Source organism: Pseudomonas segetis, from assembly GCF_900188155.1.
GTDB classification, from domain to species: Bacteria; Pseudomonadota; Gammaproteobacteria; order Pseudomonadales; family Pseudomonadaceae; genus Aquipseudomonas; species Aquipseudomonas segetis.
Map to the genome: position 1 here is coordinate 1 of NZ_FZOG01000006.1, position 14,977 is coordinate 14,977.

Consider the following 14,977-nt stretch of genomic DNA (forward strand, 5'->3'; position numbering starts at 1 on the left):
GGGTGCGGTCAGCGTGGGTGACGCCACCACTGGTCAGTTCCGCCAGATCACTGGCGTCGCGGCAGGTACCGAAGACAGCGATGCGGTAAACGTTGCGCAGTTGACTGCTGTGGCGGATACCGCAAGCGATGAAATCGATGCAGCCAAGACCCACTACTACAGCGTCAACGACAACGGCGTGCAGGGTGCTAACTACGACAACGACGGTGCCACCGGCATCAACGCCTTGGCAGCGGGTGTCAATGCTTCTGCCAGCGTCGACGACGGTATTGCCCTGGGCAGCAACTCGGTTGCCAACACCGCTGGCGGTATCGCGGGCTATACGCCAAGCAGCGCAGATGCTGCCCATATGGCTGCCATCACCGCTACAACCAGTACCTTGGGCGCACTCAGCGTGGGCGATGTTGCCACCGGCCAGTTCCGTCAGATCACTGGTGTGGCGGCAGGTACCGAAGACAGCGATGCAACCAACGTGGCTCAGCTCAAGGCAGTTGCAGCAGCAGCCAGCGATGAGGTTAATGCAGCCAAGACCCATTACTACAGCGTCAACGACAACGGCGTGCAGGGTGGCAACTACGACAACGACGGCGCCACCGGCATCAACGCCTTGGCGGCAGGTGTCAATGCCAGCGCAAGCGTTGAAGGCGGTATTGCCCTGGGTAGCAGCTCGGTTTCAAACCGTGCAGCCGGGTTGGCAAGCTATGTGCCTGCCGGCGCAAGCGATGGCCAGCGCGCTGCGATCAATGCGACCACCAGCACCCAAGGTGCATTCAGTATTGGTGACGCCGATGCTGGCATCTTCCGCCAGATCACTGGCGTGGCTGCCGGTACCGCAGACAGCGACGCGGTTAACGTGGCTCAGTTGAAAGCGGTATCCGCTGCTGCTGCGGCTGGCGCGGTTCATTACTACAGCGTCAACGACAACGGCACCCAAGGGGCCAACTACGACAACACCGGCGCAACTGGCACTAACGCCATGGCTGCAGGTGTTGCTGCAACCGCCACAGGCGAAGCTGCGGTGGCCATGGGTAATGAATCGCAGGCCAATGCAGGCAACAGCGTGGCCGTTGGTAATGGCGCCCATGCCAATGCCGAAGGCGGTGTAGCGTTGGGCGGTGGCTCAGTGGCTGACCGTGAGGCAGGTGCGGCAGGTTATGTTCCTGACGGTGCCAGCGATACTCAGCAAGCTGCAATTGCCGCGACCACCAGCACTCAAGGTGCAGTGAGCGTGGGTGATGCTGCCAACGGCCAATTCCGTCAGATCACCGGTGTCGCCGCCGGTAGCGAAGACAGCGATGCGGTCAACGTAGCTCAGCTCAAGGCGGCCGGTGCGGCCACCAGTGATGAGATCGAAGCCAGCAAGACCCATTACTACAGCGTCAATGACGGTGGCAAACAGTCGGCCAACTACAACAACGATGGCGCGACAGGCAACAACGCCATTGCAGCCGGTACCAACGCTTCGGCTTCTGGTAAGTCTGCTGTCGCCATGGGTGACGGTGCACAGGCTGCCGCTGCCAGCAGCGTGGCGATCGGTAATAACGCTAGAGCGACCACCAGCAACTCGGTCGCCCTGGGTAGCAACTCGGTTGCCAGCCGCGACAACAGTGTCTCGGTAGGTTCTGCGGGTAATGAGCGGCAGATCACCAATGTGGCAGCTGGTACAGCTGATACCGACGCGGTCAACGTGTCGCAACTCAAGCAATCGACTGGCGATATCAACAACCGGATCGACAACACCTACAACGCACTCAGACATGACCTGAAGGATCAGGACGACACGCTGAGCGCGGGTATCGCCGGTGCCATGGCTGCAGCTGCATTGCCACAGCCATATTCTCCAGGCGCCAGCATGGTCTCGGCCGGTGTTGGTAACTACCGCGGTCAAAGCTCTCTGGCGATTGGTGTTTCGACCATCTCGGATAACGGCAAGTGGGTAAGCAAACTGGCGGGCACCGCTGATTCACAAGGCGAGTTCGGTGTGTCAGTGGGTGTTGGTTACCAGTGGTAAGCAACTAGGGCAGCGAGCCCGGTTTCGACCGGGCTCCTCTTTGCAAAGGTTTAGAGGTATTCAAGATGTATAAGCAATTTATCCACAGCGGTTTCCGACTGGCACTGGCTGCCACCGCGCTCGCCGCGTTATCTGCTTGCGGCACCATCAGCAATGTCGATGATGCAGGCAAGACCGACCAGCCGGTTTTTCCCGAGATGAGCGATGCCAGCATGCCCGAGGGCTACTACGTCAATCAGGATAACCTGGCCAGCATTCGCGCCGGCATGACCAAGAAGCAGATCATGGCCTTGATCGGTCATCCGCAGTTCAATGAAGGCATCATTGGGGTACGCGAATGGGACTATATCTTCAAGTTCCGCCAGCCCGAGGGGCCTGACAAGGTGTGTCAGTACAAGGTGTTGTTTGACAAGGACGTGCTGGCGCAGTCGTTCTTTTTCTCCCCTTCCGACTGCATGACACCCGCACCGCAAGCACCAGTTGTGAAGAATGTGGACCTGTCCGCCGATGCAGCCTTCGGTTTTGCAAGTGCAACCCTGAGCGCACAGGGCCGCGCAAGCCTGGATCAGTTGGCCAATGATATTGACCTGACGCAAGTAGATCGAATTGAAGTGGTTGGCTATACCGATCGTATTGGCAGCCGTGCAGACAATGATGCACTGTCGACCGCCCGTGCTGTTGCAGTTCGCAATTACTTGCTTGAAAAGGGCATTCCGCAATCACTCATCAGCGCAGAGGGTCGCGGAGCCAGTGAACCTTTAGTGAACTGCCCTGGTGCAAAGTCTGCTCAAGTCATTGAGTGCCTGGCTCCCAACCGGCGCACAAGCATCACGATTCACTTCATCTAAACCGGATTCAGGGCAGCTCAATGCCGCCCTGCTCCACCAACAACCATTCCCTACGGATCAGGCTGGTTGCGCTCAGCGCTGAGCCTGGGAAATCATCCAATATTGTGAGGTCGCGCCATGGCGTTTCGTTCTCTTACTGCAGTCACCTTGGTTGGGTTGCTGGGGCTAACAGGTTGCAATCAAGCCAACACACCCGTTGCACAAGCCGCTTCCACTCAACGTAATTGGCTGAGCATTCCAGCTCTGCCCATCATTCAAGAAGGGGTATTTTCGCTAAAACCTAATCTGAACAAACAGAACGAATCCGACGTGATGACGCAAATCTGTGGTTTGGCCCGCGGTGACCTCAGCCAAGATAAGGTGAATGCATTTCTTCAGCAGCACAAGGTCGAGCCAGGCACTGTACCCAAGCAAGGCAATCCCTTGTCATTGCTGGTCAATGGCGATAACGCAGCACAGAGCACCGCTTGTGCGGCTTACCTTGCAGCAGGCGTACTTTCACCAGTAGACGCCAAGGAGTTTATGGTCTGGAGCCAGGTAAAACCTGAAGCCTCCACGGCACCTGCCAAGCAGGACAGTAAAAAAGACAACAAAAAGGACAGCAAAAAGGACGAGGCGGATAAACCGAAAGTTGCGGCCCAGCCAAAGACCAAGACAGAGCTGCGCATTGACCAGAAAAGCCTGGCCATGACATTGCCAATCAAGCTGGCAGTTGCGCGGGCAAATGCGGATGTATTCGCCTTGATTGCCAGTGAATTGCAACGCCGACCTGGATTATCGATTGATCAATACCATCGGTTGACCACCCAGCTGTTCGCCAAACTTGCCCCGGTTTATTTAAAGCGCGTCAAGCAGCAACTGCCCGCTGCCGGAACACGCTATAACCTGCTGCGAGCGGACGCTGAACAATTTGCCTTTAGTGCTTCGACAGGCTCTTTATTCGAGTTCGGTGCGGGTGGCTTGACACTTAAGCAAAATGGCATCACCTGGTATGGCCAAGGCAAGTTGCTGGGCCGGGACTACCCGTTGCAGGTGGCTTATTTCGATGCTTCGGTCAACGCCTTGCTAGCCCCCGGAAAAAAATAAATCCACGGCAACATTGCCCCCCCAAAAAGCGTGGGTGATCAGGCAAGCCAACAACGCAGATAGTCTTTGGACAGCAAGCTGCGACTAGACGGTTAGTGAAGCCGTCACCATGACACCCTGCGAGGCGCTGGCTTCGCAGGGTGTTTTAGTTTGCGCAGGCGCTTGGCATTGGATATTTCCGCTCGCCCCTCTTTGCCATGGGGCCAGCAAATCTGAAAAATTCTTTCCTATTCCCCTTCAACCGGGGCCGCGCTGAAATAATCGACCTATAGCGAAATGTTTGTGACTCACAAGCACTTCCCTCTTGAGCTGAGGATTCAATACCGGCCTAACCCCGGCTATTCAATGCTCAGCAACAACAGAACCGTACAAACCAACTCAGACTGGTTAAACCTGGCATCAGTATTCGGCCGCGACCATAAGTGGGCAATTGCAGCCAATGCCATCGTACGGGCTCCCTGAGCAACGCCTGCCAATGGTTTTTAACTCACAGGCCGCTCGCCCATTTAAAAGATGGCTAACGTGATAGTAAATCCTAATTCACCCTTGCTGCGTTTGCGCAGAAAGGCTCATGCCCTTGTGTTCACTGCTCACCCTCTCTGCCTCTGCATGGCGTTGGCGTGTTCGAGCACAGTAGCAGCACAAACTTCAGGCTATGACCAACTTGTGATTGGTGCGCGTGATGGCGACTTTACGCCCGCACTCAACTTCCTGCGTGATGCCAATAAGACCCAGCGCTCACAGCTATATGCCAGCGACCACATACTCATCGCTGGCTGGGCCGGACTGGATAAGGAAGTTGTCAGCCAGTATGAAGACAGCCGCACCTTTCTAAAGCCCAACGCAGATGTATTAGCCACTGTTGCCCGGGCGTATCGCAATTTGCAGCAATGGCCGCAGGCACTGGCCACTTACACTCAGGTACTGCAACTAAGACCGTCCGACAACGGTGCTCTTGTCGGTCGGGTCATGACCCTGGCCGACTCAGGCAAACAAGCTGAAGCAGCACGCCAGGCACAATCCCTGGTGGCCAAACAACCCAAAAATGTAGAACGTCGCTTGGCCCTCGCTTATGCCTACACGCGCAACCAGCAGCCATATAGCGCACTGCAGGAAATGGCCGAAGCTCGCAGATTGGCGCCTAAAAACAACAGCGTAAAACGCGAATACCTCTTGGCTCTGCAGCGTGCGGGCCTGAACTCCAAAGCGCTCAAGCTTGCCGAACAAACGCCAGGCCTGATCAATGACCATGAGTTACGCACCTTGCAAAGATCAAGAGTGGCGGACTACGTGCGCATGTCTGATCTGCCAACAGCCAAAGAAAACGAGCGTTTCAAGCTGGCTGACAAAGCCCTGTCCGAAGCTGGCAAACTGCTGGCTGCCTGGGCGCCCATTGCCCAGGCGAAAGAGGATGCAAAGGCACTGCGAATTGACCGTATTGGCGCACTTTACAGCCGCAGCTATATGCAACAGGTGCTGGATGAATATGCGTACTTCAACGCCCAGGGCGTGCAGCTGCCGAACTATGCATTGCGCTGGGTTGCAGGTGCTCAACTCTATCTGCGCCAACCCGAGAAGGCTGCAACTTTATACCGGCAGATAGTGGACGCAGGCGATAGAAAATCCCCCGCCCACCTGTCTGACTTGCAAGCGCTGTATTACGCCCTTGAAGAAAGCCAGCAAGATGCTGAAGCCGCCCAGCTTATCCCCATAATTGCCGAGCAGCCGAAGCGGCTCTATCAAAAAGGCTTACCCGGCGGGAAGAATAATCCCGACTGGTTGTCCGGCAAGGTCATGGAGGTCAATGCGACTCAATCGAGTAACGACTTGGCTGGCGCTGAAGCAAAAGCCCAAGACCTGGCCAACAGCGCACCAGGCAATACAGAACTCCGAACCCTTCGTGCTGACATCTACTCCGCGCGTGGCTGGCCGCGTCGCTCCGAAACAGAGCTGAAGGAAGCGGAGAATATCTCGCCGCGCTCTCTCGATGTCGAGCTTAGTCAAGGCTATACAGCCCAAGCGCTTCAAGAGTGGCGACAGTTTGAGTTGTATGCAGACGATGTGATTACGCGCAACCCGCAGGGGCTCGCCGCGCAACGTCTTGATCGCGCCCGCCAACTACACAATATGGCGGAGTTGAGGATTTCCAGTAATGGTGGTGTCAGCCCCGACAACACAGCCACAGGCACTGGTGACTTTGGAATCGATACCGTCCTGTACAGCTCACCGATTGACTACAACTGGCGGGTATTTGGCGGCCTTGGTTACAGCCAGGGTGAGTTCCAGGAAGGCAAGGGCCGCAACCGTTACCAGCGTGCAGGTGTCGAGTGGCGCAGCCGCAATCACAGTGTTGAAGCTGAGATTAACAATCAGAATTACGGCCATGGCAACAAACAGGGCTTGCGGCTCAGCGCCAGCCATGACCTCAACGACTACTGGCAATATGGCTGGTCGATGGACTGGCTGTCTCGCGAAACACCCCTGCGCGCGCTAAACAGCGACGTCACCTCCGACAGCTTCTCGGGTTACCTGATGTGGCGCCAGAACGAGAGCCGCATGTGGCGCGTATCGCTTTCGCCTCAGCGCTTTGATGATGGCAACAACCGCATAAGCGGCTCTATTTCAGGTCAGGAGCGAGTTTATACATCGCCCAAGCTGATTGCCGACGCCCTGCTTGATATCAGTGCGAGCCATAACAGCCAACCCGGCGAAGGCCCGTACTTCAGCCCTGACAATGACTTTAGCTTCATGCCTGGCTTACGCCTTTCGCACTCGCTGTATGAACGCTACGAGCGGACCTGGAGCCAACAGGCTCAGTTCGGCCTGGGCAGCTACAACCAGCGCGATTATGGCACCGACCCCATTGGCTTTATCAGCTACGGCCAACGCGTAAGCCTGGATGACCAGCTCAACTTCGGTGCAACCGTCTCTGCACTTAGTCGCCCCTACGACGGTGAACGCGAGACTGAATACCGGCTTGTGTTCGACCTTTCGTACCGTTTTTGATGAGTACCGCCATGCGCTTTCTTTATAAAGTCATCTTTTGGGCATTGAGCCTCACACTCCTCACGGCCTGCGCCTCTGAAGGGCCGCCCTTTGTGCCACCACTTGCCCGCGCCTTGCCCGCTAGCGAAGCCCCCTGGCCAGAAGGTCAGGTCTTGGCTATTTGCTATCACGATATTGAAGACCAGGAAGCAGACCAGAACTATGTGTCGGTGCGCACGGCCAACCTGATCGCCCAGCTTAACTGGTTGCATGACAGCGGTTACCAAGCGGTTTCAGTCGACCAGGTCCTGGCAGCGCGAATAAGCAAAAAACCGCTGCCTGAAAAAGCGATCTTGCTGACCTTCGATGACGGCTACAGCAGTTTCCATGACCGCGTGCTGCCCCTGCTCGAAGCTTACAACTGGCCAGCCGTTTATGCCCCTGTGGGCGCCTGGGTCAGCACGCCCCAGAACAGCCCTGTCGACTTCGCCGGCATGCCCACCGAACGCAAGAAGTTCGCGACCTGGGATCAAATCAAGCGCATGGCCAACAATTCCCTGATCGAGATTGCGGCACACACCGACAACATGCACACCGGGGCCTTGGCAAACCCGCAGGGCAACCTGGAGCCATCGGCAGCCAACCGTCACTACGACCCTGTACAAAAGCGCTATGAGACGGATGCCGAAGCCAAGGCACGCTGGAGCAATGATATTGCCCGGATCAGCACAAAAATACAGCAAGCGACCGGCCGCAAACCACGGGTTTGGGTATGGCCATACGGTCAGCAAAACGGCGAAGTTCTGAGCATTGCGGCCGAGAACGGCTACAGCATCGCGCTCACCCTGGATGATGGCATGAGCCGCATCTCTAGCATCAAGGAAGGGCCTCGTCACTTGGTCAGTGGTGACCCTGAAATCGACCAGTTTGCCTCTGCCATCGTGAACATTCGTGAAACCAGTTCGATGCGCGTTGCCCATGTAGACCTCGACTACGTCTACGACCCTGACCCGCAGCAGATGGACAAGAACATTGGCAGCTTGGTCCAACGCATCTATGACCTGGGAATCAACACGGTCTTCCTGCAAGCATATGCCGACCCCAAAGGTGATGGCACCGTCAGCGAAACCTACTTTCCCAATAGCGTCCTGCCAATGCGCGCCGACCTGTTCAACCGTGCCTCATGGCAGTTGCAGACCCGCGCTCATGTGCAGGTCTACGCGTGGATGCCGGTGTTGAGCTTCGACCTGGATAAAAAACTGCCTCGCGTACAACGCTGGGACCCTGAAACTGGCAACCTATCGGTTGACCCCAAGCAATACCAGCGGCTTTCGCCCTTCAATACCGAAGTGCGCAAGCAAATCACCAAGCTCTACCAGGACCTTGCCCGCTACAGCAATTTCAATGGTGTGCTCTTCCATGATGATGCGCTGCTATCCGACTTCGAGGACGCCGGCCCGGACGCCTTGGCCGCATACCGCAAAGCAGGTTTGCCGGGTGACATATCCCAACTGCGAGGCAACAGCGCAACCCTGCAGAAATGGACGGTGTTCAAGACTGCGTACCTGACTGACTTCACCCTTGAACTGGCAGATAAAGTAAAAGCCATTCGCGGCCCGCAGGTACAGACTGCCCGCAACATCTACGCAGAACCCATCATGAACCCTGAGAGTGAAACCTGGTTCGCGCAAAACCTCGACAACTTCCTCGCCAGCTATGACTGGACGGCGCCAATGGCGATGCCGCTGATGGAAGGGGTCAAGCTGGAGGACTCCAACGCCTGGCTGGAAAAAATGGTGGCCATTATTGGCAAGCGTCCAGGCGCGCTGAAACGCACAGTTTTCGAGTTGCAGGCCCGGGACTGGAGCAAGCCCAACGCACCGGCAATCGATGCCGGGCAACTTGCCCAATGGATGCAGCGCCTGCAATGGCAAGGCGTCGTCAACTACGGCTATTACCCAGACAATTTCGTCCGCAACGAGCCGGCGCTGGAAGGGATTCGCCCGGCATTCTCCAACGCCTGGACGCCGCAACCATGATAGACCGACTGATAGCACTAATAGTCCTGGCCATCGTTATTGGCCTCCCATTTGGCTTGGCTGAAGGCATCAGCAGTGCAGTGATGCTGAATTTTATCTTTATCTACCCATTGCTGATGTCGATGCTTTGGATTGTCGGTGGGCTGTACTTCTGGCTTCACTGGGAGCGCCATTGGAAATGGTCGCATGATGGCGACAACCCAGCCCCTGCCCTGGATGGCGAACCGTTAATTTCAATCATCATCCCCTGCTATGACGAGGGCGATAATGCCCATGAGACCATTCGTGCTGCCCTGAGCCAACGCTACCCGAATATCGAAGTCATAGCGGTAAACGATGGCTCAAAGGACAACACCGGCGAGGTCCTCGATCAAATTGCAGCGCGCGAACCACGCTTGCGTGTGCTCCACCTGGCGCAGAACCAGGGCAAGGCCGTGGCCCTGCGCATGGGCGCGCTTGCCGCTAACAGCGAATACCTGGTCTGCATTGATGGTGATGCACTGCTGAGCCGTGACACTGCAGCATTTCTGGTCAAGCCATTGATCGAAAACCCTCGTGTCGGCGCCGTCACCGGCAACCCGAGGATTCGTACACGCTCAACCCTGGTGGGGCGTATTCAGGTGGGTGAATTCTCTTCGATTATCGGCTTGATCAAGCGCGCGCAAAGGGTCTACGGCCGTGTATTTACAATTTCGGGGGTGGTCGCGAGTTTTCGCCGCAGTGCGTTGGACCGCATTGACTACTGGAGCCCGGACATGATCACCGAAGACATCGACGTCAGCTGGAAACTTCAACTCGACAGTTGGACGATCTTCTATGAGCCGCGTGCCTTGTGCTGGATCCTGATGCCTGAAACCCTGGCCGGGCTCTGGAAACAACGCAAGCGCTGGGCGCAGGGCGGCGCCGAAGTCCTGTTGAAAAACATACGCACCATCTGGTCCTGGCGCTATCGCTATATGTGGCCATTGCTACTGGAGTTCGCCATGTCGGCGACCTGGGCATTTGCGCTGGCACTGTCACTGGTGCTGTGGCTTATCGGCCAGTTTTTCGAGGTAGCGCCTAACTACCGTGTCAACGATATGTTGCCGCCCGGATTTACCGGCGTACTGCTCGCGTCAGTCTGCCTCGCACAATTCGGACTCAGCCTGTTGATTGAGCGCAAGTATGAAAAAGGCCTGGGCCAAGCCCTGTTCTGGACAGTCTGGTACCCCCTGGCCTTCTGGCTACTGACGTTTTTCACGACGTTGGTGAGCTTCCCGAAAGTAATGATTAGCGCTCGAGGAAAACGAGCACGCTGGACCAGCCCTGATCGTGGCATCAAACGGAGTGAACCATGAGCATCATCAGAACTGAACAAAACTGGCTGCCGAAAAGCATCGACACCCTGCTGACCCTGGCTGCATGGGCAGGCTTTATCTACCTCACGACCAACGGCGCGGTGCCCTTTATCAAACAGGTGATTGCCAACCCCGAGCAATACCAGAATTTGTTTGTCCAATCGTTCATGCCGCTGATCGAGCAAATCTCGTTCTACCTGCTCGAAGGCGCATTGCTTGGCGCAATACTGATCACATGGGCCAAGTACAATCAACTGCGCGCACCGCGTCGCTCACGCCGCGAGTACAGCCCTAACCTGTGCGACCGGGGCCTGTCGAAAAGCTTCTCGGTCTCCAGCGACGATATCGATACCTTGCGCAGCATCCAGGTGCTTATCTTGCACAACACTGAACATGGCGACCTGGCTTGGATCGAAACTCCTGGATTACAGCAACCCAAGGTCCTCAGCATCAACAGGCCCAAGTCACGCACAGCGGTATAACCCCCAGCCCTGCAGCCATCGACAGCCTGGCTCTACCAGCACCGAAACCGGGCGCAATACCTGCAACGACTAGACTTACGTCGAATGGGCGCATTGCAGCAAGCAAAGCACCATGGTCAAAACAGGAACGCTGGCATGGCTGAGAACGAGTTCGAACGTGCAGGTAAAACCGCGGTGTCGCAGAACATCCACGGCACCGTTGAATTCCTGCAAAAATTCCCACCTTTCAACCAAATGGACTTGACCCACCTGGTCTATCTGGTTGAACACTGCCAACTGCGCTTCTATAGCCAGGGCGAGAGCATACTCAAGCCCAGCGACGGCCCGGTCGATTACTTTTATATCGTCAAGCAAGGGCTTATCCGTGGCGCCCGCCCCCATGCGGCAAAAGCGAACGGCGAAACCACCTTTGAGATCACCACAGGTGAGTGCTTTCCTCTTTCCGCGCTGATCGGCGAACGCGCTACGCGAACCGAACATATCGCCGCCCAGGACAGTTTTTGCCTGTTATTGCGCAAGGCGATATTCATCAAGCTGTTTGAGCTTTCCGCTCCCTTGCGCGATTTCGCCTTGCGTGGCGTCAGTAGCCTGCTCGACCAGGTCAATCAACAGGTACAGCTACGCGCAACCGAAAGCCTTGGCTCGCAGTACTCGCTGGACAGCAAGCTGAGTGAGCGGCTGATGCGCAAACCGGTCAGCTGCGCGCCGGATACGACTGTGCGCGAAGCCGTCAAAATAATGCATGAGCAACATGTCGGCAGCATCGTGATTGTCAGCCAACGCCTGCAACCGCTGGGCATATTTACCCTGCGTGACTTGCGCCGGGTCATTGCCGATGGCAGTTCACTCGAGTTGCCCATCGAACAATTAATGACCGCCAAGCCCTTTCGCCTGCCCGCCAGCGCCAGCACCTTCGATGCCGCCATTGCCATGACCGAGCGCAATATCGCCCACGTCTGCGTAGTCGAACATGGCCAGCTCAGTGGCGTGGTTTCTGAGCGCGACCTGTTCTCGTTGCAGCGGGTTGACCTGGTCTACCTGGCGCGCAGCATCCGCAATGCAAGCAAGCTGGAAACCCTGATCAATTTGCGCAGCAACATCCAACAGTTGGTTGACCGAATGCTGGCACATGGCGCCAGCTCCACACAGATCACCCAACTGATCACCCAACTCAACGATCACACGGTATGCCGGGTGATTGAACTGACCATCGAGGAACTCGGTGATCCTGGCTTCGCATTTACCTGGCTATGTTTTGGCAGCGAGGGTCGACGCGAACAAACGCTGCTGACCGACCAGGACAACGGCATCATGTTTGCGGCTGAAAACACCGCTGACGCAGCCGCCAAGCGCGAGCGACTGCTACCCTTGGCCCATGCAATCAACCTGCACCTTGCCCAATGCGGCTTCACCTTGTGCAAAGGCAACATCATGGCGGGCAACCCCGAATTGTGTTTGTCGCAACAGGAGTGGTCGCAACGCTTCGACGACTTTATTTCCAATGCCACCCCCGAGAACCTGCTTGGCTCCTGCATCTACTTTGATCTGCGGGTGGTCTGGGGCGAACCGCAAGGCTGCGCGCAGTTACGCACCGAGTTGCTGGATAAGTTTGCCAAGAACACCCTGAGCCAGCGCATGCTTGCCGAGAACGCCCTGCGCCAACGCCCACCGGTCGGGCGATTTAGAGACTTCGTAGTGGCGCGCAAAGGCGTGGAAAAAGACACCCTCGACCTCAAGGTTCAGGGCCTGACACCCTTTGTGGACGGTGCTCGCCTGTTGGCGCTGGCCAACGGAATCGAAAGCAGTAACACCCTTGAGCGCTTGCAGGGCCTGATCGACAAAGGCGTGATTGATGCCCAGGATGGCGCCGCTTATGAGGAGGCCTATCACTTCATTCAGCAAACCCGTATGCAACATCATCAACAACAAGCCAAACAAGGGCTGGAATACTCCAACCGGATTGATCCAGACAGGCTCAACCATCTTGACCGGCGTATCCTGCGTGAATCATTTCGTCAGGCCAAACGCCTGCAGTCCAGCCTGGCGCTACGTTATCAACTATGAATGCACTGAACTGGCTTACCGGCCGCCCAACACAGTTAAGCGGCGAACAACAACATCGACTGGAGCAGTTGGCGGCACCCGCAGCGCTCGACACAGCCATACTCGACCAGCAGCGCATGGTGGTCGTGGATGTGGAAACCAGTGGCCTGAATGTCAAGCGCGACCAATTGCTGGCGATTGGTGCGGTGGTCATCGAAAACGGCGCCGTCGACCTTGCCCAGCACTTCGAATGCACCCTGTCGTGCGAAAACCATAAAGTCAGCGCCAGCGTACTGATCCACGGCCTTGCGCCCAGCATGATCGCCGCCGGAACCGAACCGGCCGAGGCGTTATTGGACTTCATGACATTTGTCGGCAGCAGCCCACTGTTGGCGTTTCATGCCGCCTTCGACCAACGCATGCTCAGCCGGGCACTCAAGCAAAGCCTGGGCTATCGCCTGCAACACGATTTTTTCGACGTTGCCCAACTCGCTCCGATGTTATGTCCGGATGCCGCGCTGGAACACGCTGGGCTGGATAGCTGGACCCAGCATTTTGGCTTGCAGGTGCAGCAGCGTCACAACGCCAGCGCCGATGCACTGGCCACAGCCGAGCTGAGCCTGATCCTGCTCTGCAAGGCGCGCCAGCAAAAGCTCGACAGCCTGCTAGCGCTGCAACAACGGCTTAACCTGTGGCTTCGCCGACCGGGTAGGCACTCGCTTTGACTTGGTTTGGAGCGGCGACAACAGCGTCCAGGTCACGCAGTAACAAGGCGTAATCGAGTTCAAGGTCATCCGGCACGGCCAGGTAAACGACATGGCCGTCTCCGGGCGCAACGAGCAGGTCTTGTCCACAATTCCCATAGAGTTCGGTCAGGGTGAACCGCAGGTTGCCCTTGGGCGTCATCAACTCAAGTCCGTCGCCGACAGCAAAGCGATTCTTCACCTGAACCTCCGCCCTGCCTGAAATGCGCTTGCCGGTGAACTCACCCACAAATTGCTGTTGTTCCGAAACAGACGAGCCACGCTCATAATTCTGGTACTGGTCATGCACATGCCGGCGTAAAAACCCTTCGGTGTAGCCACGGTTGGCCAGCGACTCCAGGGTATCCATCAGCTCCATGGAAAACGGCTTGCCCGCCACGGCATCATCAATCGCCCGGCGATAGGCTTGGGCAGTGCGGGCGCAATAGAAGTGCGACTTGGTCCGTCCTTCAATTTTCAGTGAGTGCACGCCCATGCTTACCAATTGAGCGACGTGCTGGATCGCGCGCAGATCCTTTGAGTTCATGATGTAGGTGCCGTGCTCGTCCTCAAACGCTGGCATGGCCTCGCCCGGCCGAGTGCTTTGCTCCAGTACAAAAACCTTGTCGGTTGGCGCACCCTGTCCAAGGGTTGGCTCTGCCTGTTCAGCGCCTGTGCAATCGGTGCAGCCCTGCTTTGTGGACGCGACAATATTGCCCAGTTCGTTCTCACGACCCTCCTGCGCCTTGTATTCCCAGCGGCAGGCATTGGTGCAGGCGCCTTGGTTGGGATCTCGCTTGTTCATGTAGCCAGAGAGCAGGCAACGCCCTGAATACGCCATGCACAATGCGCCATGGACAAAAACCTCAAGCTCCATATCCGGGACCTGTTGCCGAATTTCGGCGATTTCCTCCAGCGACAACTCGCGTGACAGGATCACCCGGCTCAAGCCCATTTGCTGCCAGAACCTGACACTGGCCCAGTTAACCGCATTGGCCTGGACCGACAGGTGTACAGGCATCTGTGGAAAGGCCTCCCGCACCAGCATAATCAGCCCCGGATCTGACATGATCAAGGCATCCGGGCCCATCTCGACCACAGGCTTCAAGTCCTTGATAAAGGTCTTCAGCTTGGCGTTATGGGCAGCAATATTTACCACCACATAAAACTGCTTGCCCAGCGCATGCGCCTCGTTGATGCCCAGCGCCAGGTGCTGGTGGTCGAACTCGTTATTGCGCACACGCAAGCTATAACGCGGCTGCCCTGCATACACGGCATCGGCGCCATAAGCGAAGGCATAACGCATGTTTTTCAGGCTGCCGGCAGGTGAGAGCAACTCGGTTTTGCGGGGTAAGGTCATGGAATGGCACACAACAAAAGGCGAAAGCTTGAGGTTAAGGCAT

The 14,977-nt window shown here is 56.7% G+C and carries 10 protein-coding genes; 9 read left to right on the forward strand and 1 reads right to left on the reverse strand.

The annotated features are described in order from the left end of the window. The 9 genes from CHB79_RS17395 to CHB79_RS17435 form a co-directional block, all read left to right on the forward strand. The coding region (locus CHB79_RS17395) for a YadA family autotransporter adhesin (RefSeq protein WP_089360823.1) at positions 1-2,011 on the forward strand (2,011 nt) is incomplete at its 5' end. Positions 2,012-2,076: 65 nt separating this feature from the next. Beyond that, positions 2,077-2,859, forward strand: a complete 783-nt coding sequence (locus tag CHB79_RS17400) for an OmpA family protein (protein WP_089360824.1) — start codon at positions 2,077-2,079, stop codon at positions 2,857-2,859. A gap of 117 nt (positions 2,860-2,976) precedes the next feature. Further along, entirely contained in the window at positions 2,977-3,945 is a 969-nt protein-coding gene (locus tag CHB79_RS17405; RefSeq protein ID WP_089360825.1) for a hypothetical protein, read from the forward strand. 609 nt (positions 3,946-4,554) lie between these two features. Next, positions 4,555-6,951: a poly-beta-1,6 N-acetyl-D-glucosamine export porin PgaA gene (gene pgaA / locus CHB79_RS17410; protein ID WP_281254633.1), complete on the forward strand. Its 2,397-nt coding sequence runs from the start codon at positions 4,555-4,557 to the stop codon at positions 6,949-6,951. Positions 6,952-6,962: 11 nt separating this feature from the next. Next, positions 6,963-8,969 (forward strand): poly-beta-1,6-N-acetyl-D-glucosamine N-deacetylase PgaB, encoded by a 2,007-nt coding sequence (gene pgaB, locus CHB79_RS17415; protein WP_089360827.1) that lies wholly within the window; start codon positions 6,963-6,965, stop codon positions 8,967-8,969. Next, on the forward strand, positions 8,966-10,306 hold the full coding sequence (pgaC, locus tag CHB79_RS17420) for a poly-beta-1,6-N-acetyl-D-glucosamine synthase (protein WP_089360828.1): 1,341 nt from the start codon (positions 8,966-8,968) through the stop codon (positions 10,304-10,306). Before pgaB ends, pgaC begins: the two co-directional genes overlap by 4 nt. After that, a complete protein-coding gene (pgaD, locus tag CHB79_RS17425) occupies positions 10,303-10,788 on the forward strand; it encodes a poly-beta-1,6-N-acetyl-D-glucosamine biosynthesis protein PgaD (RefSeq protein ID WP_089360829.1) in 486 nt (161 codons plus the stop codon). Before pgaC ends, pgaD begins: the two co-directional genes overlap by 4 nt. 135 nt (positions 10,789-10,923) lie before the next feature. After that, a complete protein-coding gene (locus CHB79_RS17430) occupies positions 10,924-12,852 on the forward strand; it encodes a putative nucleotidyltransferase substrate binding domain-containing protein (protein ID WP_089360830.1) in 1,929 nt (642 codons plus the stop codon). Beyond that, complete coding sequence (locus tag CHB79_RS17435; RefSeq protein ID WP_089360831.1) at positions 12,849-13,556, forward strand: 3'-5' exonuclease; 708 nt, start codon at positions 12,849-12,851, stop codon at positions 13,554-13,556. Before CHB79_RS17430 ends, CHB79_RS17435 begins: the two co-directional genes overlap by 4 nt. Here the strand turns inward: CHB79_RS17435 and trhP are convergent. Further along, complete coding sequence (trhP, locus tag CHB79_RS17440) at positions 13,516-14,934, reverse strand: prephenate-dependent tRNA uridine(34) hydroxylase TrhP (RefSeq protein ID WP_089360832.1); 1,419 nt, start codon at positions 14,932-14,934, stop codon at positions 13,516-13,518. The genes CHB79_RS17435 and trhP overlap by 41 nt on opposite strands. Between the last annotated feature and the right edge of the window lie 43 nt (positions 14,935-14,977).